The organism is Mycolicibacterium wolinskyi str. Jessa 2025, from assembly GCF_049241375.1.
Classification (GTDB): domain Bacteria; phylum Actinomycetota; class Actinomycetes; order Mycobacteriales; family Mycobacteriaceae; genus Mycobacterium; species Mycobacterium wolinskyi.
This window is the reverse complement of the sequence record NZ_CP185960.1, coordinates 2,093,933-2,115,485: the sequence shown is the minus strand read 5'-3', so window position 1 is coordinate 2,115,485 and position 21,553 is coordinate 2,093,933. Positions and strand designations below refer to the sequence as shown.

The 21,553-nt window shown below is 64.0% G+C and carries 17 protein-coding genes and 3 rRNA genes; 5 read left to right on the top strand and 15 right to left on the bottom strand.

What is annotated here, in order from left to right; all coding sequences use genetic code 11:
- Positions 1 to 3: 3 nt before the first annotated feature.
- Genes ACOI2T_RS10555 through ACOI2T_RS10545 form a run of 3 tightly spaced genes read right to left on the bottom strand, consistent with a single transcriptional unit; the run spans position 4 to position 2,542 of the window.
- On the bottom strand, positions 4 to 897 hold the full coding sequence (locus tag ACOI2T_RS10555; protein WP_409501174.1) for a tetratricopeptide repeat protein: 894 nt from the start codon (positions 895 to 897) through the stop codon (positions 4 to 6).
- 13 nt (positions 898 to 910) lie between these two features.
- The gene (locus ACOI2T_RS10550; RefSeq protein WP_409501173.1) at positions 911 to 1,306 is read right to left on the bottom strand and encodes a DUF3817 domain-containing protein; all 396 of its coding nucleotides are present in this window, start codon (positions 1,304 to 1,306) and stop codon (positions 911 to 913) included.
- 57 nt (positions 1,307 to 1,363) lie between these two features.
- Positions 1,364 to 2,542 carry an acetyl-CoA C-acetyltransferase gene (locus ACOI2T_RS10545; RefSeq protein WP_409501172.1) on the bottom strand — a complete coding sequence of 393 codons (1,179 nt, stop codon included), beginning with the start codon at positions 2,540 to 2,542 and terminating at the stop codon, positions 1,364 to 1,366.
- Positions 2,543 to 2,625: 83 nt separating this feature from the next.
- Between ACOI2T_RS10545 and mce the strand changes: the two genes are divergently transcribed.
- Positions 2,626 to 3,102: a methylmalonyl-CoA epimerase gene (gene mce / locus ACOI2T_RS10540; RefSeq protein ID WP_067858185.1), complete on the top strand. Its 477-nt coding sequence runs from the start codon at positions 2,626 to 2,628 to the stop codon at positions 3,100 to 3,102.
- On the opposite strand, the gene ACOI2T_RS10535 is transcribed toward mce, so the two are convergent.
- Both ACOI2T_RS10535 and nucS read right to left on the bottom strand, forming a co-directional pair.
- Positions 3,099 to 3,380, bottom strand: a complete 282-nt coding sequence (locus tag ACOI2T_RS10535) for an Rv1322 family protein (protein ID WP_067858188.1) — start codon at positions 3,378 to 3,380, stop codon at positions 3,099 to 3,101. The two genes, mce and ACOI2T_RS10535, sit on opposite strands and share 4 nt — an antisense overlap.
- Positions 3,380 to 4,054: an endonuclease NucS gene (gene nucS, locus ACOI2T_RS10530; protein WP_409501171.1), complete on the bottom strand. Its 675-nt coding sequence runs from the start codon at positions 4,052 to 4,054 to the stop codon at positions 3,380 to 3,382. Before nucS ends, ACOI2T_RS10535 begins: the two co-directional genes overlap by 1 nt.
- Positions 4,055 to 4,100: 46 nt before the next feature.
- On the opposite strand from nucS, the gene ACOI2T_RS10525 reads away from it, so the two are divergent.
- Positions 4,101 to 5,708, top strand: a complete 1,608-nt coding sequence (locus ACOI2T_RS10525; protein WP_409501170.1) for an adenylate/guanylate cyclase domain-containing protein — start codon at positions 4,101 to 4,103, stop codon at positions 5,706 to 5,708.
- Here ACOI2T_RS10525 and glsA read toward each other — a convergent pair.
- Complete coding sequence (gene glsA, locus ACOI2T_RS10520; RefSeq protein WP_409501169.1) at positions 5,705 to 6,988, bottom strand: glutaminase A; 1,284 nt, start codon at positions 6,986 to 6,988, stop codon at positions 5,705 to 5,707. The genes ACOI2T_RS10525 and glsA overlap by 4 nt on opposite strands.
- Before the next feature lie 87 nt (positions 6,989 to 7,075).
- Here glsA and ACOI2T_RS10515 point away from each other — a divergent pair, with 87 nt between their 5' ends.
- A complete protein-coding gene (locus ACOI2T_RS10515; protein WP_409501168.1) occupies positions 7,076 to 8,566 on the top strand; it encodes an AlkA N-terminal domain-containing protein in 1,491 nt (496 codons plus the stop codon).
- A gap of 10 nt (positions 8,567 to 8,576) precedes the next feature.
- Entirely contained in the window at positions 8,577 to 9,074 is a 498-nt protein-coding gene (locus ACOI2T_RS10510; protein WP_409501167.1) for a methylated-DNA--[protein]-cysteine S-methyltransferase, read from the top strand.
- A gap of 66 nt (positions 9,075 to 9,140) precedes the next feature.
- On the opposite strand, the gene rrf is transcribed toward ACOI2T_RS10510, so the two are convergent.
- From rrf to murA, 4 genes are all read right to left on the bottom strand, one after another.
- Positions 9,141 to 9,254 (bottom strand): 5S ribosomal RNA (gene rrf, locus ACOI2T_RS10505).
- 136 nt (positions 9,255 to 9,390) lie between these two features.
- A 23S ribosomal RNA gene (locus tag ACOI2T_RS10500) occupies positions 9,391 to 12,514 on the bottom strand.
- Between the two features lie 346 nt (positions 12,515 to 12,860).
- Positions 12,861 to 14,380, bottom strand: a 16S ribosomal RNA gene (locus ACOI2T_RS10495).
- Together the 16S, 23S and 5S rRNA genes form the textbook arrangement of a ribosomal RNA operon.
- A 356-nt stretch (positions 14,381 to 14,736) precedes the next feature.
- On the bottom strand, positions 14,737 to 15,990 hold the full coding sequence (gene murA / locus ACOI2T_RS10490; protein ID WP_067858620.1) for a UDP-N-acetylglucosamine 1-carboxyvinyltransferase: 1,254 nt from the start codon (positions 15,988 to 15,990) through the stop codon (positions 14,737 to 14,739).
- Between the two features lie 98 nt (positions 15,991 to 16,088).
- On the opposite strand from murA, the gene ACOI2T_RS10485 reads away from it, so the two are divergent.
- Complete coding sequence (locus tag ACOI2T_RS10485) at positions 16,089 to 16,667, top strand: cob(I)yrinic acid a,c-diamide adenosyltransferase (protein WP_409506447.1); 579 nt, start codon at positions 16,089 to 16,091, stop codon at positions 16,665 to 16,667.
- On the opposite strand, the gene ACOI2T_RS10480 is transcribed toward ACOI2T_RS10485, so the two are convergent.
- From ACOI2T_RS10480 to atpA, 5 genes are read right to left on the bottom strand one after another with little or no spacing between them, the layout of a single operon-like run.
- Positions 16,661 to 17,107: a DUF2550 domain-containing protein gene (locus tag ACOI2T_RS10480; protein WP_067858626.1), complete on the bottom strand. Its 447-nt coding sequence runs from the start codon at positions 17,105 to 17,107 to the stop codon at positions 16,661 to 16,663. The genes ACOI2T_RS10485 and ACOI2T_RS10480 overlap by 7 nt on opposite strands.
- Before the next feature lie 6 nt (positions 17,108 to 17,113).
- Positions 17,114 to 17,479: a F0F1 ATP synthase subunit epsilon gene (locus tag ACOI2T_RS10475; protein WP_067858629.1), complete on the bottom strand. Its 366-nt coding sequence runs from the start codon at positions 17,477 to 17,479 to the stop codon at positions 17,114 to 17,116.
- Between the two features lie 39 nt (positions 17,480 to 17,518).
- Positions 17,519 to 18,946: a F0F1 ATP synthase subunit beta gene (gene atpD, locus ACOI2T_RS10470; RefSeq protein WP_067858632.1), complete on the bottom strand. Its 1,428-nt coding sequence runs from the start codon at positions 18,944 to 18,946 to the stop codon at positions 17,519 to 17,521.
- A 23-nt stretch (positions 18,947 to 18,969) separates the two neighbouring features.
- Complete coding sequence (locus ACOI2T_RS10465; protein ID WP_409506446.1) at positions 18,970 to 19,893, bottom strand: F0F1 ATP synthase subunit gamma; 924 nt, start codon at positions 19,891 to 19,893, stop codon at positions 18,970 to 18,972.
- A 7-nt stretch (positions 19,894 to 19,900) separates the two neighbouring features.
- A complete protein-coding gene (gene atpA / locus ACOI2T_RS10460) occupies positions 19,901 to 21,550 on the bottom strand; it encodes a F0F1 ATP synthase subunit alpha (protein ID WP_085145947.1) in 1,650 nt (549 codons plus the stop codon).
- Between the last annotated feature and the right edge of the window lie 3 nt (positions 21,551 to 21,553).

The window sequence follows — 21,553 nt, the reverse complement described above, 5'->3', positions numbered from 1 at the left end:
AGATCAGTACAGCGCGTTGGCGAGATTGCGCCGGCCCGCGACCACCTCGGGGTCGGTGGGGTCGAACAGCTCGAACAGCTCGATGAGCCGGGTCCGCACCGCGGTCCGCTCGTCGCCGGCCGTCCGCTTGACCAAGGCGATGAGCCGGTCGAACGCAGCACTGACCTGCTGCTGCAGAATCTCGACGTCGGCGGCCGCGAACGCGGCCTCGATGTCGCCCGGCGCGGCGTCGGCGACCGCGACGGCGTCGGGCCGCTGTGCGCTCGCGCGCTGCAGGAAGGCGATCTGGCGCACCGCGCCCTGTGCCTCGGTGTGATTGGGCTGGGCATCCAGGATCGCCTGGTACGCGTCGAGTGCGGCCGCGAAGTTGCCCTCGTCCAGGTAGGCCCGCGCCTGCGCGACGGCGGGGTCGACTTCCTCGGTCTCGGCCTCACCGGACCCGGTCAGCTTGCCCGCGGTGGCCTCGAGCAGTGAATCGACCCAGCGCCGCAGCTGCTCGGCCGGCTGGGCGCCCTGGAAGCTCGCGATCGGCTGGCCCGCTGCGAGCGCGACCACGGTCGGCACGCCTTGGATGCCGAACATCTGGGCCACCCGCGGGGTGGTGTCGACGTTGACGACGGCGAGCGACCACTTGCCGCCGTCGGCCGCGGCGAAACCGGCCAGCGTATCGCCGAGCTGGACGCTGGCGTCGCTGCGCGGCGACCACAGCAGTACCACCACGGGCACCTGGCTGGACCGAACAAGCACCTCGGCTTCGAAGTTGGCTTCGGTGACCTCGACTCCGCCCGGCCCGGCCGGTGCCGGACCGTCGCCGCCCGCGGCGGGCCGCTGCTTGAGTGCCGAGAGGTCAACCGCGCCGGCCAGCGCCGGGCCGATGGAAGGTCGTGGACGCGTCACGCAGTCAAGTCTGTCACGTCGTTTCGGGTGCGGCCCGTCCCGGTTGCGCGGTCAACGAAGCGGCACCTGCCGAACCCGACGACGACCCCATTCGGGCCGTCCGATCAGCCCATATGATGAAGATCACACTGCCCAATGGCACGATGCTCGCCAGCAACGCCAGGATCCAGGTGCCGATGCCCCACTTGTGGGCGATTCCGACGAGCAAGGCGGCCACGACGAATGCGATGAAGACGCCGCCGTGGATCGGTCCGAAGACCTTCACGCCGATCTCGGTACGCGGTGTGCCCAGGTACTTGAAATACATGCCAACCAGCAGGCCGGCCCAGCTGACGGCCTCGGCCAGGCCGATGAGCCGGAACCAACCGGGGATCGAGCGCAGGTCAAAAGAGCTTGTCATGGGCGCCATTGTGCCCGACCCGCCGGCCAGCTACTACAGGCTGTCGTAAATGACGGGGCTTAGCTGTCAGCGACGCAGGACCAGTGCGTCACCCTGGCCACCCGCACCGCAGAGGGCCGCGACCGCGTAGCTCGAGCCCCGGCGGGCGAGTTCCAGCGCGGCGTGCAGGGTGATGCGGGCGCCCGACATGCCGATCGGGTGGCCGATCGCGATCGCACCGCCGTTGATGTTCACCTTCGCGGGGTCCACACCGAGCTCCTGCGTCGATGCCAGCGAAACTGCGGCGAACGCCTCGTTGATCTCGATGACGTCGAGCTGATCGGTCGTGATGCCTTCCCGCGCGATCGCCTTCTTGATCGCGTTGGCGGGCTGCGACTGCAGCGTGGAATCGGGACCGGCCACCACCCCGTGGGCCCCGATCTCGCACAGCCAGGTCAGGCCCAGCTCCTCGGCCTTGGCCTTGTTCATCACCACGACCGCGGCGGCACCGTCGGAGATCTGCGATGCCGACCCGGCCGTGATGGTGCCGTCCTTGCGGAACGCGGGCCGCAGGCCGGCCAACGACTCAGCGGTGGTGTTGGCGCGGATGCCCTCGTCCTCGGCGAACTCGATCGGATCGCCCTTGCGCTGCGGAATGGAGACCGGCACGACCTCGTCGGCGTACACGCCGTCCTTCCATGCCGCGGCGGCCTTCTGGTGCGACTGGGCAGCGAACTCATCCTGCTGCGCGCGGGTGAACTTGTCGACGTCGTTGCGCTGCTCGGTGAGCGCGCCCATCGGCTGGTCGGTGAAGACGTCGTGCAGCCCGTCGTAGGCCATGTGGTCGAGCACCGTGACATCGCCGTACTTGTAGCCCTCGCGGCTCTTCGGCAGCAGATGCGGAGCCTGGGTCATCGACTCCTGACCACCGGCCACGACAACGTCGAATTCGCCGGCGCGGATGAGTTGATCCGCCAGCGCGATGGCGTCGATGCCGGACAGGCACATCTTGTTGATGGTCAGCGACGGGACGTCCCAGCCGATACCCGCGGCCACCGCGGCCTGCCGGGCCGGCATCTGGCCGGCGCCCGCCGTCAGCACCTGGCCCATGATCACGTACTCGACGAGCGAGGGATCGACATTGCCCTTCTCCAGAGCGCCCTTGATCGCGATCGCGCCCAGGTCACTGCCGGAGAAGTCCTTGAGCGAACCCATCAACTTGCCGACCGGGGTGCGGGCTCCGGCAACGATTACCGAGGTCGTCATTTCCATCCTCCAACAGTTCTGTAACGGCCAGTGTGGCCGATCACACATGCATAAAAATCGCGGTATCAGGTTACCTTTACGTTATGACCACCGAGCACGTTGATGCCCGTCCAGCGCTCGCCAGCGCGCTGGTGACCGCGATCGACCATGTCGGCATCGCCGTGCCGGATCTCGATGTCGCGATCAAGTGGTACCACGATCATCTCGGCATGATCGTGCTGCACGAAGAGGTCAACGAGGAGCAGGGCGTGCGCGAGGCGATGCTCTCCGTGCGGGGCGCCCCGAAGGGCAGCGCTCAGATCCAGCTGATGTCGCCGCTGGACGAAACCTCGACGATCGCCAAGTTCATCGACAAGCGTGGCCCGGGCCTGCAGCAGCTCGCCTACCGCACGAGCGACATCGACGCCCTGTCGGAGCGGTTGCGCGCCGACGGTGTGCGCCTGTTGTACGACGCACCCCGCAAGGGCACCGCGAACTCGCGGATCAACTTCATCCACCCCAAGGACACCGGCGGCGTGCTGGTCGAGCTCGTCGAGCCCGCCGCCGATTCAGACCACTAGGACCACCGGCGCGTCGGGCTGCGGTTGGCCCGATTCGTCCAGCACGACGTGTGCCAGTGCCTGCGGTCGTCGACATCGCCGAGTTCCACCGGCAGCACCACCACATGCGCGACGCCCGAACGGATTTCGTGATCGCAGCCCGGGCACCGATAGTTCTTGAGTGCCCGCGCCGCCGTGACGGCGCGCACCTCGTACTCGTAGCCGTCGGGCCCGGTCTCGATCCGGCGCGGCGGCGGTAACGGCGGCAACCGCCGGGGTTCCCTGCGCCGACGGGACATCAGAACAGCCGATACTCGTCGCTGTCCATGCCGCGCATCTGGTCATAGTCCAAAGTGACACAACGGATTCCGCGATCGGTCGCCAACGTGCGGGCCTGCGGCTTGATCTGTTGGGCGGCGAACACGCCTGCGACCGGGGCCAGCACGGTGTCGCGGTTGAGCAGCTCCAGGTAGCGGGTCAGCTGTTCGACACCGTCGATCTCGCCGCGGCGCTTGATCTCGACGGCCACCGACCGGCCTAGCTCGTCGCGGCACAGCAGATCCACGGGCCCGATCGCGGTCGGATACTCGCGACGCACCAACGTGTAACCGGCACCGAGCAATTCGACGTGCTCGGCCAACAGCGCCTGCAGGTGCGCCTCGACGCCGTCCTTCACCAGCCCGGGGTCGACACCGAGCTCGTGGCTGGAGTCGTGTTCGACGTCCTGGACGGTGATGCGCAGTTGCTCGCCCGTCTTGTTCTCCACGACCCAGAGCGGATCTCCAGCATCGGTCTCCTGCTCGGTGACCCAGCACGGCGGGCTCATCCAGTTCAGCGGCTTGTAGGCGCGGTCATCGGCATGCACGCTGACCGATCCGTCAGCTTTGAACAACAGCAGCCGGCGAGCCGACGGAAGGTGGGCGGTCAACCGCCCGACGTAGTCGACGGTGCACTGGGCTATGACAAGGCGCACCCGATCCACCTTAAGGGCACCACCGACGAACTAGGCTGAGGCGACAATGAACGCCGATAAATCGGTCGCGCGGCGGCTGGGCCGGGTGCTGGAGACCGTCACCCGGCAGAGCAGCAAGCTTCCGTCCACCACCCCGGAATACGGCTCATGGGTGCTGGGACGGGTATCCGAAAGCCAGCCCAGACGGCGGATCCGCATTCAGCTGATCCTGACGACGTTCGTGATCGTCGCCAATCTGCTCGGCATCGGTGTGTCGTTGCTCGTGGTCACGCTGACCTTCCCCTCGCCCGAGGTGTTCGCGCCGGACGTCCTCTGGATCACGTTCGGCGTCGCGCCCGCCTACATCGCGCTGGCGCTGATCGTCGGCGTCTTCTGGGCCACGACCAGGGTGATCAACAGCGTGCGGTGGGCCATCGAGGAGCGCACGCCGACTCAGGAGGATCAGCGCAACACGTTCTTCGCTCCGTTGCGGCTCACCCGGGTGTTGCTGGTGCTGTGGGCGATCGGCACAGCGCTGCTCACCACGCTCTACGGTCTGGTCGACACCAACTACATTCCGAAGTTCTTGCTGGGCATCAGCTTTCCGGGAATCGTCGTGTCGACGAGCTGCTTTCTGTTCACCGAGTTCGCCCTGCGGCCGGTGGCCGCCCAGGCGCTGGAGGCGGGCCCGCCACCGATGCGGTTCGCGCCGGGGATCATGGGCCGCACGATGATGGTGTGGGCGCTCGGTTCTGGTGTTCCGGTTCTCGGGATCCTGTTGGCCGCCATCTTCGCGTTGACCCTGGAGAACCTCACCCCCACCCAGTTCGCGTTCGCGGTGATCACCTTGGCGGTGTTCGCGCTGGTGTTCGGGTTCATCCTGATGTGGATTCTGTCGTGGCTGACGGCCACCCCCATCCGAGTCGTCCGTGCGGCGCTCAATCGCGTTGAGAAAGGTGACCTGAACACCAATCTGGTGGTGTTCGACGGAACCGAACTCGGCCAGCTGCAGCGCGGGTTCAACTCCATGGTGCACGGGCTACGCGAACGCGAGCGGGTGCGCGATCTGTTCGGCCGCCATGTCGGCCGTGAGGTCGCCGCGCTGGCCGAGAAGGAAAGACCCGTGCTCGGCGGTGAAGAACGCCATGCGGCAGTCATTTTCGTCGACGTGATCGGTTCGACCCAACTGGTGACGAGCAGGCCCGCGGTCGAGGTGGTCGCGCTGCTCAACCGGTTCTTCGCCGTGATCGTCGACGAGGTCGACCGCCACCGCGGGCTGGTCAACAAGTTCGAGGGCGACGCCGTGCTGGCAGTGTTCGGCGCGCCGGCCTCGCTGGACAACGCCGAGGACGAGGCGCTTGCGGCGGCCAGAGCGATCGCCGCGAGGCTGCGCACCGAGGTGCCTGAGCTCGACGCGGGCATCGGGGTGGCAGCCGGTCAGGTGGTGGCCGGCAATGTCGGCGCCAAGCAGCGCTTCGAATACACCGTGATCGGCGAGCCCGTCAACGAGGCGGCCAGACTGTGCGAGTTCTCCAAATCGGTATCGGGCCATCTGGTCGCGTCGTCGGACACCATTGCCAACGCCACCGAAACCGAAAGCGCCCATTGGACATTCGGTGAAACGGTGACGCTTCGCGGGCTCGATGAGCCGACCCGCATCGCGGTGCCGATCTAGCCGCTGAGCAACTGCCGCGCGGCGGCGACGGCATCGTCGACCGCCCGGAACACGACGGCGTCGTAGTCGCCGCGTCGTTCGGCGGGCACCACCCGTCCGTCGGGGTCGACGAGGTAGCCCTCCTTCCCGTCCTCGGCGAGGCCGGCCCGCATGCCGGTGAGCATGTCGCGGGCCGTGTCGTTGATGTCGTCAACCCTGGTGCCGTCCAGGATCGCGACGTCGAAGCCCGCGCTTTCGCGTGCGGCCGTGCGCAGCACCTGCTCGGCGCCCGCGAACAACAGGTCGCCCTGGATCTCGTACACGCGGATACGCGGACCGCCGTCGTAGACCGCTCGCAGCGTCGCCGAGGTCTCGCGGCTGACTGTGAGGAAATGCAGCCCCAGCCTCGTCGACAGGCTGCGGCATACCTCGACCCCGCGCACGCTGTTGCCCTTGGCGTCCAGACGCGGTGAGTAAACACCGATTCCGAGTTGCCCCGGCAGCACCGCGGCGATACCGCCACCCACCCCGCTCTTGGCGGGCATACCGACGGCGCTGACCCAGTCTCCCGCCGCGTCGTACATGCCACACGTGACCATCACGCTGAGCGTGCGCCGTACCACCTGCCCGTCGGTGACTCGCCGCCCCGTCAACGGGTTCAGCCCGCCACGGGCCAGCGTGGCGGCCATCCGGGCCAAATCCGTACTGGTGACCTTGATCGAGCACTGCCGGAAGTACACGTCGAGCACCTCGTCGGGATCGCCCTGAAGCGCACCGAAGCTGGTCAGCATGTACGCGATCGCCCGATTGCGGTTGCCGGTCGCCTTCTCGGAGGCATACACGTCGAGGTCGACGTCGAGCCGCCGCCCGGCACATGCCGAGTAGAACTCGTGGATTCGGTTGAACCGTTCGTCGGGCGTGGCGCCGGGCACCAGCGACACCGCGGCGATGGCTCCCGCGTTGATCATCGGGTTCTTGGGCGTCTTGGTGGTCTTGTCGACGCTGATCTCGTTGAAGGCCTCCCCCGACGGTTCGACGCCGATTCGCGCATCGACCGCCCGCTCGCCGATCTGGTCGAGCGCAAGCGCATAGGTGAACGGCTTGGATATCGACTGGATGGTGAATTCGACTGTGGTGTCGCCGGATTCGTAGACGAAACCGTCTGACGACGACAATGTCACACCGAAACCATCCGGATCGACGGTGGCGAGTTCGGGGATATAGTCCGCAAGCGCACCCTCGCGCAGGGCCACGTGCTCGGCACGGATCTGATCCAGGTACCGCTGCACCAGGTCGGCCACGGTCTGCAGTCTAGCCCCGGCGGGTCCTGCGACGACGATGTCGGTTTTCCGCCAGTGATGTCGGTGCATCCGTGTAAACGTGGACGTATGCACGAGGATTTCGACCGCTGTTACCGCGCCGTCCAGTCGAAGGACGCGCGGTTCGACGGCTGGTTTGTGACCGCCGTGCTCACCACCGGCATCTACTGCCGGCCCAGCTGCCCGGTACGGCCGCCGTTCGCGAAGAACATGCGGTTCTATCCGACGGCCGCGGCCGCGCAGGCGGCTGGTTTCCGGGCCTGCAAGCGATGCCGACCCGACGCATCGCCTGGATCTCCCGAATGGAACATGCGCGGCGATGTCGTCGCCCGGTGCATGCGCCTGATCGCCGACGGCACGGTCGACCGCGAAGGCGTCACCGGCCTGGCCGCCCGGGTGGGATACACCACCCGCCAGCTGCAGCGGATCTTGCAGGCCGAGCTGGGCGCCAACCCGCTCGCGCTGGCCCGGGCCCAGCGCAGCCAAACCGCCCGCGTGTTGATCGAGACCACCGAATTGCCGTTCGGCGACGTGGCTTTCGCCGCGGGCTTCGCCTCGATCCGCCAGTTCAACGACACCATCCGAGCCGTGTGCGATATGCCGCCGTCGGAGCTGCGTCGCCGCGCGCGAACCCGGATCGCCATGGACGACACCGCATCCCCGGGCATGCTGTCGCTGCGGCTGCCGGTTCGCAGTCCGTTCGCCTACGAAGGCCTGTTCGGTCATTTGGCTGCCAGTGCCGTGCCCGGCGTAGAGGAAGTCCGCGACGGTATCTACCGCCGCACATTGCGCCTACCCCACGGCAACGGCATCGTCGGGCTGGAGCCGCAGCCCGACCATGTCCGCTGCCAGCTCGTGCTCGACGACTTTCGCGATTTGTCCGCCGCGATCGCGCGCTGCCGGCGGCTACTCGACCTTGATGCCGACCCCGAAGCCGTCGTCGACGCGCTCGGAGCCGACACCGATCTCAGCGCCGTGGTCGCCAAGGCGCCCGGCCAACGTATCCCCCGGACCGTCGACGAAGCCGAGCTCGCCCTTCGGGTCGTGATCGGTCAGCAGGTATCGATCAAAGCTGCCCGCACTCACGCTGGGCGGCTCGCCGCCGCCTACGGGTCTGCCGTCCGCGATGAACAGGGCGGCCTGACGCACGTATTTCCGAGCGTCGCGGATCTGGCCGAGGTCGACCCGAGTCACCTGGCGATGCCGGAGTCGCGGAAGCGGACGGTTCGCGCCATGGTGAGCGCGCTGGCCGAGGACGCACTCGTCCTCGATCCGGGATGCGACTGGCATCGTGCGCGCGAACAGCTTCTGGCATTACCGGGTGTGGGCCCGTGGACCGCGGAAGTGATCGCCCTGCGCGGGCTGGGTGACCCCGACGCCTTCCCGGCGACGGATCTCGGGGTCAAGCTGGCCGCGGAACAGCTTGGCCTGCCAACCGAACCTGGCGCATTGATCGCGCACAGCACCCGGTGGCGGCCGTGGCGCGCATACGCCACGCAACACCTGTGGACGACGCTGGACCACGCGGTCAACCACTGGCCACCGAATGCGAACCGGTAGAAGGAGAATGATGACAACGCTGCAGTACCGCACGGTGGACAGCCCAGTCGGACCGTTGACCTTGGCCGGCCGGGACGGACGGTTGATGCACCTGCGAATGGTCGATCAAACCTACGAACCCAGCCGCGACGGGTGGGCACCCGACGAGTCCGCTTTTCCCGAGGCGGTCGAACAGTTAGCCGCCTACTTCGCTGGCGAACGGACGGAGTTCGTCCTCGAGCTCGAAATGCTCGGGACGCCATTTCAGCGCCGGGTCTGGAATGCGCTGCAGAGCATTCCGTACGGCGAGACGTGTACATATGGCGATATCGCACGCGAAATCGGATCGCCCGGTGCATTTCGGGCGGTCGGCTTGGCCAACGGTCATAACCCGATCGGCATAATCGTGCCCTGCCATCGAGTCATCGGCGCGAACGGCAGTCTCACCGGTTACGGCGGCGGCCTGGAGCGCAAAAGAGCACTACTGGAATTGGAGAGAAGCCGCATGAGGCCGGCGCTCTTCAACTGAAAATGCGTTGAGCGCACAAATGCCTGAGCCCCCCAATCGGAATTGGGGGGCTCAGGACTAATTTGTGTTCGGCGGTGTCCTACTTTTCCACCCGTGTGGGTAGTATCATCGGCGCTGGCAGGCTTAGCTTCCGGGTTCGGGATGGGACCGGGCGTTTCCCTGCCGCTATGGACCGCCGTAACTCTATTCACTCGTTTCTGAGTGCAAATCTATGGTGTGTTTTGGTGGTGGGGTGATCGGTTTGATCATCCGTGGATGTGTGGTTGCGAGTGCGTCAGCATTATTTTGGTTTACATGTTTCCCCACGGGTGTGGGGTGTTGTAAGTTTTCGGCCGGTTAGTGCCAGTTCCCTGAACTTATTGCTAAGTGTGTAGGTCTGGTCTATCGATCCCGTGGTCTGCGGGGGGCCTTATCCCTCTAAAAGGGTGAGAAGCCTGGTCTTGGAGGGGGTTTCCCGCTTAGATGCTTTCAGCGGTTATCCTGTCCGAACGTGGCTATCCAGCGGTGCTCCTGGTGGAACAACTGGTAGACCAGAGGTTCGTCCGTCCCGGTCCTCTCGTACTAGGGACAGATTTCCTCAAGCTTCTGACGCGCGCGGCGGATAGAGACCGAACTGTCTCACGACGTTCTAAACCCAGCTCGCGTGCCGCTTTAATGGGCGAACAGCCCAACCCTTGGGACCTGCTCCAGCCCCAGGATGCGACGAGCCGACATCGAGGTGCCAAACCATCCCGTCGATATGGACTCTTGGGGAAGATCAGCCTGTTATCCCCGGGGTACCTTTTATCCGTTGAGCGACACCCCTTCCACTCAGAGGTGCCGGATCACTAGTCCCGACTTTCGTCCCTGCTCGACATGTACGTCTCGCAGTCAAGCTCCCTTGTGCACTTACACTCAACACCTGATTGCCGTCCAGGTTGAGGGAACCTTTGGGCGCCTCCGTTACATTTTGGGAGGCAACCGCCCCAGTTAAACTACCCGCCAGGCACTGTCCCTGAACCCGGTTCAGGGTTCGAGGTTAGAGGCCCAATACGATCAGAGTGGTATTTCAACAACGACTCCACAACCACTGGCGTGGCTGCTTCACAGTCTCCCACCTATCCTACACAAACCGTATCGAGCACCAATACCAAGTTGTAGTGAAGGTCCCGGGGTCTTTTCGTCCTGCCGCGCGTAACGAGCATCTTTACTCGTAGTGCAATTTCGCCGAGTCTATGGTTGAGACAGTTGAGAAGTCGTTACGCCATTCGTGCAGGTCGGAACTTACCCGACAAGGAATTTCGCTACCTTAGGATGGTTATAGTTACCACCGCCGTTTACTGGGGCTTAAATTCTCCGCTTCACCCCGAGGGGTTAACGGGTCCTCTTAACCTTCCAGCACCGGGCAGGCGTCAGTCCGTATACCTCGTCTTGCGACTTCGCACGGACCTGTGTTTTTAGTAAACAGTCGCTTCTCACTGGTTTGTGCCACCCACTCACGCTCACCACCGCAAGGATGGATCACGCCATGTGGGTCCCCCTTCTCCCGAAGTTACGGGGGCATTTTGCCGAGTTCCTTAACCATAGTTCACTCGTACGCCTTAGTATTCTCTACCTGACCACCTGTGTTGGTTTGGGGTACGGGCCGTGTATGTCCTCGCTAGAGGCTTTTCTCGGCAGCATAGGATCACCGAATTCGCCTCACTCGGCTATGCATCACCTCTCAGGATATGTGAAACCCGGATTTGCCTAGGTTTCTCCCTACAGGCTTGCCCCAGTATTACCACTGACTGGTACGGCTACCTTCCTGCGTCACCCCATCGCTTGACTACTACCAACCGGGGTCCCACGCAGCCGGCAACCCTCCGCTCCCGAAGGAGTGGATGGGCCACCATTTGGGTGGTTAGCACGATTGATTCATCAGGGACGCACATACACGGGTACGGGAATATCAACCCGTTGTCCATCGACTACGCCTGTCGGCCTCGCCTTAGGTCCCGACTCACCCTGGGCGGACTGGCCTGGCCCAGGAACCCTTGGTCTTTCGGCGGGCAAGGTTCTCACTTGCCTAATCGCTACTCATGCCTGCATTCTCACTCCCACACCCTCCACAACTAGATCACTCTGCTGCTTCACCGGATGCAGGACGCTCCCCTACCCAACGATAAATCGTTGCCGCGGCTTCGGCGGTGTGCTTGAGCCCCGCTACATTATCGGCGCACAATCACTTGACCAGTGAGCTATTACGCACTCTTTCAAGGGTGGCTGCTTCTAAGCCAACCTCCTGGTTGTCTTCGCGACTGCACATCCTTTTCCACTTAGCACACGCTTAGGGGCCTTAGCCGGCGATCTGGGCTGTTTCCCTCTCGACGCACGGAGCTTATCCCCCGCCGTCTCACTGCCACACTCTTGGACTTGTCGGCATTCGGAGTTTGGCTGACGTCAGTAACCCTGTGGGGCCCATCGGCCATCCAGTAGCTCTACCTCCAACAAGAAACATGCGACGCTGCACCTAAATGCATTTCGGGGAGAACCAGCTATCACGGAGTTTGATTGGCCTTTCACCCCTACCCACAGCTCATCCCCTCAGTCTTCAACCTAAGTGGGTTCGGGCCTCCACACGGTCTTACCCGCGCTTCACCCTGGCCATGGGTAGATCACTCCGCTTCGGGTCCAGAACACACCACTACACCACACACTCCTGTGTGGATACGCCCTATTCAGACTCGCTTTCGCTGCGGCTACCCCACCCGGGTTAACCTCGCGACATGTCCCTGACTCGCAGGCTCATTCTTCAAAAGGCACGCCATCACCCCACGACAAAGTCGAAGGCTCTGACGGATTGTAAGCGCACGGTTTCAGGTACTCTTTCACTCCCCTCCCGGGGTACTTTTCACCATTCCCTCACGGTACTAATCCGCTATCGGTCACTGGGAAGTATTCAGGCTTACCGGGTGGTCCCGGCAGATTCACAGCAGATTCCACGGGCCCGCTGCTACTCGGGAACACCGTCCAAGGCAGATGTCAGGTTTTCACGTACCGGGCTCTCACCGTCTACGGCAGGCCATCCCAAGCCACTTCCGCTAACCACAACATTTTCTCACTGCCCTCCAGCCAGGTAGAACCGGACAGACGAATCCCACAACCCCGCACACACAACCCCTACCCGGTATCACATGCATACGGTTTAGCCATCCTCCGCTTTCGCTCGCCACTACTCACGGAATCACAATTGTTTTCTCTTCCTACGGGTACTGAGATGTTTCACTTCCCCGCGTTCCCCCCCACTACCTATGTATTCAGTAGCGGGTGACACGACATCACTCGTGCCGGGTTTCCCCATTCGGACATCCTCGGATCCACGCTCGGTTGACAGCTCCCCGAGGCATATCGCAGCCTCCCACGTCCTTCATCGGCTCCCAGTGCCAAGGCATCCACCATGCGCCCTTAAACACTTACAACACAAAACCAAAAAATGAGTCAAAAAGAAATTGCACATCAAACGCACACAACAACGCGACCCCCACCCGAAGGCCGATGCCACACCCTTGCGTGCCAGATGCTCGCAACCACTATCCACAAATCAAACACCACACCCCACCACCAAAGCAGGGCAACAACACGCCGACACCCCCACCGGGATGCCACCCCCACACCAGGGGGCACGGGCCTGTTGTCTCAAAGCCCAATAGTGTGCCTGGCAGTTTTCAAACGTTTGTTGTGCACCAAGCCGACGCCACTACAGCGCTCCAGCTCCTCACGGCTACACCATCCCCAATGGACGATGTTTTTCGTGGTGCTCCTTAGAAAGGAGGTGATCCAGCCGCACCTTCCGGTACGGCTACCTTGTTACGACTTCGTCCCAATCGCCGATCCCACCTTCGACGGCTCCCTCCCACAAGGGGTTAGGCCACCGGCTTCGGGTGTTACCGACTTTCATGACGTGACGGGCGGTGTGTACAAGGCCCGGGAACGTATTCACCGCAGCGTTGCTGATCTGCGATTACTAGCGACTCCGACTTCACGGGGTCGAGTTGCAGACCCCGATCCGAACTGAGACCGGCTTTGAAAGGATTCGCTCCACCTCACGGCATCGCAGCCCTTTGTACCGGCCATTGTAGCATGTGTGAAGCCCTGGACATAAGGGGCATGATGACTTGACGTCATCCCCACCTTCCTCCGAGTTGACCCCGGCAGTCTCTCACGAGTCCCCACCATCACGTGCTGGCAACATGAGACAAGGGTTGCGCTCGTTGCGGGACTTAACCCAACATCTCACGACACGAGCTGACGACAGCCATGCACCACCTGCACACAGGCCACAAGGGAACCGACATCTCTGCCGGCGTCCTGTGCATGTCAAACCCAGGTAAGGTTCTTCGCGTTGCATCGAATTAATCCACATGCTCCGCCGCTTGTGCGGGCCCCCGTCAATTCCTTTGAGTTTTAGCCTTGCGGCCGTACTCCCCAGGCGGGGTACTTAATGCGTTAGCTACGGCACGGATCCCAAGGAAGGAAACCCACACCTAGTACCCACCGTTTACGGCGTGGACTACCAGGGTATCTAATCCTGTTCGCTCCCCACGCTTTCGCTCCTCAGCGTCAGTTACTGCCCAGAGACCCGCCTTCGCCACCGGTGTTCCTCCTGATATCTGCGCATTCCACCGCTACACCAGGAATTCCAGTCTCCCCTGCAGTACTCCAGTCTGCCCGTATCGCCCGCACGCCCACAGTTAAGCTGTGAGTTTTCACGAACAACGCGACAAACCACCTACGAGCTCTTTACGCCCAGTAATTCCGGACAACGCTCGGACCCTACGTATTACCGCGGCTGCTGGCACGTAGTTGGCCGGTCCTTCTTCTGCACATACCGTCACTTGCGCTTCGTCTGTGCTGAAAGAGGTTTACAACCCGAAGGCCGTCATCCCTCACGCGGCGTCGCTGCATCAGGCTTGCGCCCATTGTGCAATATTCCCCACTGCTGCCTCCCGTAGGAGTCTGGGCCGTATCTCAGTCCCAGTGTGGCCGGTCACCCTCTCAGGCCGGCTACCCGTCGTCGCCTTGGTAGGCCATCACCCCACCAACAAGCTGATAGGCCGCGGGCCCATCCCACACCGCAAAAGCTTTCCACCACAATCCATGCAGACCGTGGTCCTATCCGGTATTAGACCCAGTTTCCCAGGCTTATCCCAAAGTGCAGGGCAGATCACCCACGTGTTACTCACCCGTTCGCCACTCGAGCACCCCGAAGGGCCTTTCCGTTCGACTTGCATGTGTTAAGCACGCCGCCAGCGTTCGTCCTGAGCCAGGATCAAACTCTCCAAACAAAAACAACCCAACCAAACAAGGCCAGGTGGAATTCGAATCAGAAAAATCCGATCACAAACAACAGACACCAAAACTGGCATCCAAAAACAACCACGCCCTAAACGGGAAAAAGAACGTGGCCAAAAAACAACAAACAAAAACCACCAAACACACTATTGAGTTCTCAAACAACAGACCAGATTGTTGTGGTTGCCCCTCTTCAGGGCAACCCTGCCAGCTTAAACTATCTTGGTTAGAGAGTCAAGCGGCTTTGTCTCCCCGCTGCCGGGGCAACTCGATTAGATTAGAACTTCTGTCCGCCGCGAGTCAAATCCCCTGGTCAGAGGCGTTTTACTCGAATCGGCTGCAACTCGACCTAGGTTACCCGCTCGATCTCGGCGCCCAAACTCACCAGGTTCTCCACGAACAGCGGGTAGCCCCGGTCGATGTGGAACACGTCGTGAACCTCGGTGTCGCCGTCCGCGACCAACCCCGCGAGCACCAGGCCGGCGCCCGCGCGGATATCCGACGACCAGACCGGGGCACTCGACAGCTGAGGAATCCCGCGGACGACGGCGTGATGGCCATCGGTTCTGGCGTCGGCACCAAGCCGGATCATCTCCTCGACGAACCGGAACCGAGCCTCGAACACGTTCTCGGTGATCATCGAAGTTCCATCCGCCACCGAGGCCAGGCCGATCGCCATCGGCTGCAGATCGGTGGGGAATCCCGGGAACGGGAGCGTCGCAACGTTCACGGCCTTCGGGCGTTCGTACTGCACAACGCGGAAACCGTCGTCGTTCTGGGTCACGGTGGCGCCGGCATCGTGCAGCTTGTGCAACACCAACTGGAGGTGCTGCGGGTCGACACCGGTGACCGAGATGTCGCCGCGCGTCATCGCCGCGGCTATCCCCCACGTCGCGGCGACGATCCGGTCACCGATGACCCGGTGCTCGGTCGGATACAGCCGGTCGACGCCGGTGATCGTCAGGGTGGACGTACCCGCACCGCTGACCTGTGCGCCCATCTGGTTGAGCATCGCGCACAGATCGACGACGTCGGGCTCTCGCGCCGCATTGTGGATCGTCGTCACACCTTCGGCCAGAACGGCGGCCATCAGGATGTTCTCCGTGGCGCCGACCGACGGAAACTCCAGCTGGATCTCGGCACCACGCAGATGGTCGGCTTCGGCGACCACACAACCGTGCTCGATATTGCAGGTCGCACCGAGCTGACGAAGGCCGGCCTGATGCATGTCCAACGGCCGGGAGCCGATCGCATCACCGCCCGGCAGCGCAACCTTGGCCTTCTTGCACCTGCCGACCAACGGGCCGAGCACACACACCGATGCCCGGAACTGGCGCACCGCGGCGAAGTCGGCGTCGTACTTCGGCTCATCCGGCGAGGTGATCCGAACCGTCTGGCCATCCAACTCGACCGTCGCCCCGAGCCCGCGCAGCACCTCGGCCATCAGCGGAACATCGAGAATGTCCGGGCAGTTGGTGATCGTGCTCGTGCCCTCGGCCAGCAGCGAGGCGGCCATCAGCTTCAGCACGCTGTTCTTCGCGCCTCCGACAGCAACTTCGCCCGATAACCGGTTGCCGCCGGTCACCACGAAACGCTCGCTCACGCGGCTAGTGTAGACAGCCCTCGGCCCAGATTCAGAACGCTTCCGTGATAACGCGCGAGCCCGAGATGGCCTGCCGCCGAGCCCGGTACGGTTCAGTCATGGCAGTTCATCTCACCCGCATATATACCCGCACCGGCGACGATGGGACGACCGGGCTGAGCGATTTCAGCCGCGTTTCGAAGAATGATGCGCGGCTGGCGGCCTATGCCGATTGTGATGAGGCCAACGCCGCGATCGGCGTTGCGATTGCCATGGGCGGCCCGAACCAGCAAATGTCAGCGGTATTGCGGCAGATCCAGAACGACCTGTTCGACGCCGGTGCCGATCTCTCCACCCCGGTTGTCGAGAATCCCGAGCACCCGCCGCTGCGGATCTCCCAGCCCTACATCGACCGGCTGGAGAAGTGGTGCGACGAGTTCAACGAGGAGCTGCCTGCGCTCAACTCGTTCGTCCTGCCGGGCGGCACTCCGCTGTCCGCGCTCCTACATGTCGCGCGAACGGTTGCGCGCCGGGCGGAACGGTCGGCGTGGGCCGCGATCGATCAGCACGGTGACTCGGTGAGCGTGTTGCCCGCCAAATACCTCAACCGGCTGTCGGATCTGCTGTTCATCCTGTCGCGGGCAGCGAACCCGGACGGCGATGTGCTTTGGAAGCCCGGTGGCGGCGCGGGTCAGTAGGACCGGCGGCGCGCCCGTGGTGACGGGCGTGACTCCAGCCAGGACGTGAACGCCGTCAACGCACCGCGATCGAGTGCGATCTCGTACCCCTGACGGCGTTCGGAGCCGGTGTCGCGCAATTCCAGGATGACGATCTGGTCGGTCATGATGTCGAATTCGTCGCCGCGCGGTGAGCGGCGGGAAACCACTTCCAACCCGCGACGGCTGAGCCGACGATCCGGCCACCACCGGATGCTGGAGAGCCGGTAGAAACCGGCTTCCCCACCGCGATACCGCATCACCCCGTGCCGCCAGCCGTGGCCACCGACCGCGGGGAAATCACGCAGGATCGCGGCGGTTCCGCCCACCTGACGCAATTTCCACAGCCGGTAGCACAGCGCGATGACCAGCAGTAGGAGCACACCGACGAGCGCGACCATGGCAATCATGGACGCGCTCATCGGCAATCAGTCGATCTGGCCTAGGGCGCGCAGGCGCGCCCGGCCCCATGCTGCAGTCCGCTCGTCGTCGGACTCCGAATCCTGCTTGGCCGAATCAGCGTCGATCTCGGATTCGAACTGTGCGTTCTCCACCAGGATCCGGACGGTCTCCTCGGTCACCGACAGGAAGCCGCCGTCGACCGCGATACGTAGATCGTCCTCACCCTCACGCTCGACGCGGACCATGGCGTCGTCGACCAGCTGCGCCACCAACGGGATATGCCGCGGCAGGATGCCGATCTCACCGGCGGTGGTCCGGGTGAAGACGAACGTGGCGGGGCCGGACCAGAGCTCACGCTCTACGGCAACGATCTCGACGTTCAAATCAGCCATGTCACACCACCTTTCGCACTCGAGTATCTACCGCGCTCATCACAGCTTGGCGCCGAGGCTTTCAGCCTTCTTCGCCAGGTCGTCCAGACCACCGATCAGGAAGAACGCCTGCTCGGGCAGGTGGTCGAAGTCGCCCTTGGTGAGCTTGTCGAACGCCTCGATGGTCTCCTTGAGCGGCACCGTCGAGCCCGGCTGACCGGTGAACTGCTCGGCCGCCATCATGTTCTGGCTCAGGAAGCGCTCGATACGACGCGCACGCTGCACCAGCTGCTTGTCTTCTTCGGAGAGCTCGTCGATACCGAGGATCGCGATGATGTCCTGAAGATCCTTGTAGCGCTGCAGGATCCGGATGACTTCCTGGGCGACGCGGTAGTGCTCGTCGCCGACGACCGCGGGGTCGAGGATCGTCGAGGACGAGGCCAGCGGGTCCACCGCGGGGAAGATGCCCTTGGAGAACACCGCACGCGAAAGCTCGGTGGTGGCGTCCAGGTGGGCGAACGTGGTGGCCGGGGCCGGGTCGGTGTAGTCGTCGGCGGGCACGTAGACGGCCTGCATCGAGGTGATCGAGCGACCACGGGTCGAGGTGATGCGCTCCTGCAGCTCACCCATCTCGTCGGCCAGCGTCGGCTGGTAACCCACGGCCGAAGGCATGCGGCCCAGCAGGGTCGAGACCTCGGAACCGGCCTGGGTGAACCGGAAGATGTTGTCGATGAACAGCAGCACGTCCTGGCCCTGCTCGTCGCGGAAGAACTCGGCCATGGTCAGGGCAGACAGGGCGACGCGCATACGGGTGCCTGGCGGCTCGTCCATCTGGCCGAACACCAGCGCGGTGTCCTTGAGCACGTTGGCGTCGGCGAGCTCGACCCACAGGTCGTTGCCCTCACGGGTGCGCTCCCCCACGCCGGCGAACACCGAGGTACCACCGAAGTTGCGGGCGATGCGGTTGATCATCTCCTGGATCAGAACCGTCTTGCCCACGCCGGCGCCACCGAACAGGGCGATCTTGCCGCCACGCACGTACGGGGTCAGCAGGTCGACGACCTTCAGACCGGTCTCCAGCATCTCGGTGCGGGGCTCCAGGTCCGAGAAGGCCGGCGGCTTGCGGTGGATCGACCAGTGCTCGAAGTCCTTGCCGTAGCCCGGATCGTCGAGGCAGTCGCCGAGGGCGTTGAACACGTGGCCCTTGACGCCGTCACCAACGGGGACGGAGATCGAGGCACCGGTGTCGCTGACCTCGACGCCGCGCACCAGGCCGTCGGTGGGCTGCATGGAGATGCAGCGCACCAGGTTGTCGCCGAGGTGCTGGGCGACCTCAAGGGTCAGGGTCTTGGCGAGCGCACCGAACGTGATGTCGGCATGCAGCGCGTTGAACAGATCGGGCACAGCGCCACGCGGGAATTCGACGTCCACCACCGGGCCGGTGATGCGGACAACGCGACCCGCGGTCTTTTCTGCAGTAGCAGTCATTCTCTCTTCGCTTCCTACGGGGCTTACTTGGCGTCGGCGAGCGCGTTGGCGCCGCCGACGATTTCGCTGATTTCCTGGGTGATCTGTGCCTGACGCTCGCGGTTGGCCGCCAGCGTGAGCGCCTTGATCAGATCGTCGGCGTTGTCGGTGGCCGACTTCATCGCGCGCCGGCGTGACGCCGACTCCGAAGCCGCGGCTTCCAGCAACGCTGCGTAGACGCGCGTCGCGACGTAGCGCGGAAGCAGCGCGTCGAACAGCGTCTCTGGATCCGGCTCGAACGAATACAGCGTGTGGGGCCCGGTTTCGGCCTCGCCGACGTACTCGACCTCCATCGGCGCGATCCGCCGTGCCACCGCGGTCTGCGACAGCATCGAGCGGAACTCCGTGAACACGATGTGCAGTTCGTCGACACCGAGGATCCCGTCGGCTCCGGCGTCGTCACCTTCGTCGTCGGCACCGGACATGAACGCGGTCACCAGGGTGTCAGCGATCGTCTTGGCGTCCTCGTACGTCGGCCGCTCGGAGAACCCGGTCCACGACTCGGTGACCGTGCGCTGCCGGAAGCTGAAGTAGCCCAGCGCTTTCCGGCCGACCACGTACAGCACCGGAGTCTTGCCCTCGTCACGCAGGAGCGAGAACAGTTCCTCGGTCCGCCGCAGCACGTTGGCGTTGTAGGCGCCGCACAGGCCGCGGTCCGACGACACCACCAGCACACCGGCCCGCTTCGGGACTTCACGCTCGACGAGCAGCGGGTGGTCCAGCGCGCTGGCACCCGCGAGCTCGGTGAGCATGTTGGTGATCTCGGTGGCGTAGGGCCGGGCCGCCTCGACCCGGGCCTGCGCCTTGGCGATCCGCGACGTCGCGATCAGCTCCTGGGCCTTGGTGATCTTCTTGATCGACCCGGCGGAGCGGATGCGCCCGCGTAGTTCGCGCAGTGTGGCTGCCATCTGTTACCTAGGCCTTCTTGGGAGCAGGCTTGCGGACCTTGACCGATTCCTTCTCCAGGTCCTCGGGATTGAGCGCGTCGGCGTCAGCCTCGTTGACCACCACCGAGCTGCCGTCGGATGCGGAGAAGCCCTTCTTGAACTCGTTGATGACCGAAGCCAGCTTCTCCTCGACCTCCTCGGAGAGCTTCTTGGTCTCGCGAATCCCGTCAAGGATGTCGGAGTGGCTGGCCTTCACATGCTCCAGCAGCTCCGCCTCGAAACGCGAGACGTCTTCGGCGGGAACCGAATCCAGGTGGCCCTTCGTGCCGAGGAAGATCGCGACGACCTGGTCCTCGACCGCCATCGGGCTGTACTGCGGCTGCTTGAGCAGCTCGACCAGGCGGACACCGCGGTCCAGCTGAGCCTTGGACGTCGCGTCCAGGTCGGAGGCGAACGCGGCGAAGGCCTCCAGCTCGCGGTACTGCGACAGATCCAGACGCAGCGAGCCGGCCACCTCCTTCATCGCCTTGATCTGCGCGGCGCCACCGACGCGGGACACCGAGACACCGACGTTGATGGCCGGCCGCACGCCCTGGTTGAACAGGTCGGACTCCAGGAAGCACTGGCCGTCGGTGATCGAGATGACGTTGGTCGGGATGAACGCCGAGATGTCGTTGGCCTTGGTCTCGATGATCGGCAGGCCGGTCATCGAACCGCCGCCGAGCTCGTCGGAGAGCTTCGCGCAACGCTCCAGCAGGCGCGAGTGCAGGTAGAACACGTCGCCGGGGAACGCCTCGCGGCCCGGCGGGCGGCGCAGCAGCAGCGAGATCGCGCGGTAGGCGTCGGCCTGCTTGGACAGGTCGTCGAACACGATCAGGACGTGCTTGCCGTCGTACATCCAGTGCTGGCCGATGGCCGAACCCGTGTAGGGCGCAAGCCACTTGAAGCCAGCTGCGTCGGAAGCGGGGGCGGCGACGATGGTGGTGTACTCCATCGCGCCACCCTCTTCCAGCGCGCGCTTGACGCTGGCGATCGTGGTGCCCTTCTGGCCGATCGCGACGTAGACGCAGCGCACCTGCTGCTTCGGGTCGCCGGTCTCCCAATTCTTGCGCTGGTTGAGGATGGTGTCGACGCAGACGGCGGTCTTGCCGGTCTTGCGGTCGCCGATGATCAGCTGGCGCTGGCCACGGCCGATCGGCGTCATGGCGTCGATGGCCTTGATGCCGGTCTGCAGCGGCTCGCCGACGCCCTGGCGCTGAACCACCGTGGGTGCCTGCAGCTCGAGCTCGCGACGGGTGTCCGAGGCGATGTCGCCCTGGCCGTCGATCGGCTGGCCGAGCGGGTTGATGACGCGGCCGAGGAAGGCGTCGCCGACCGGCACGGACAGCACCTGCCCGGTGCGCTTGACCTGCTGGCCTTCTTCGATCTTCTCGAACTCACCCAGGATGACCGCGCCGACGCTGTGCTCGTCGAGGTTCATCGCAACGCCCAGGACACCGCCTGGGAACTCGAGCAGCTCCTGCGTCATGACCGAGGGCAGGCCCTCGACGTGGGCGATGCCGTCACCGGCGTCGACGACGGTGCCGATCTCTTCGCGCTCGGTGTCGGCGGAAAACGAGGATACGTAATCCTCGATGGCACCTTCGATATCAGCAGCCGAGATTGTCAACTCTGCCATGGT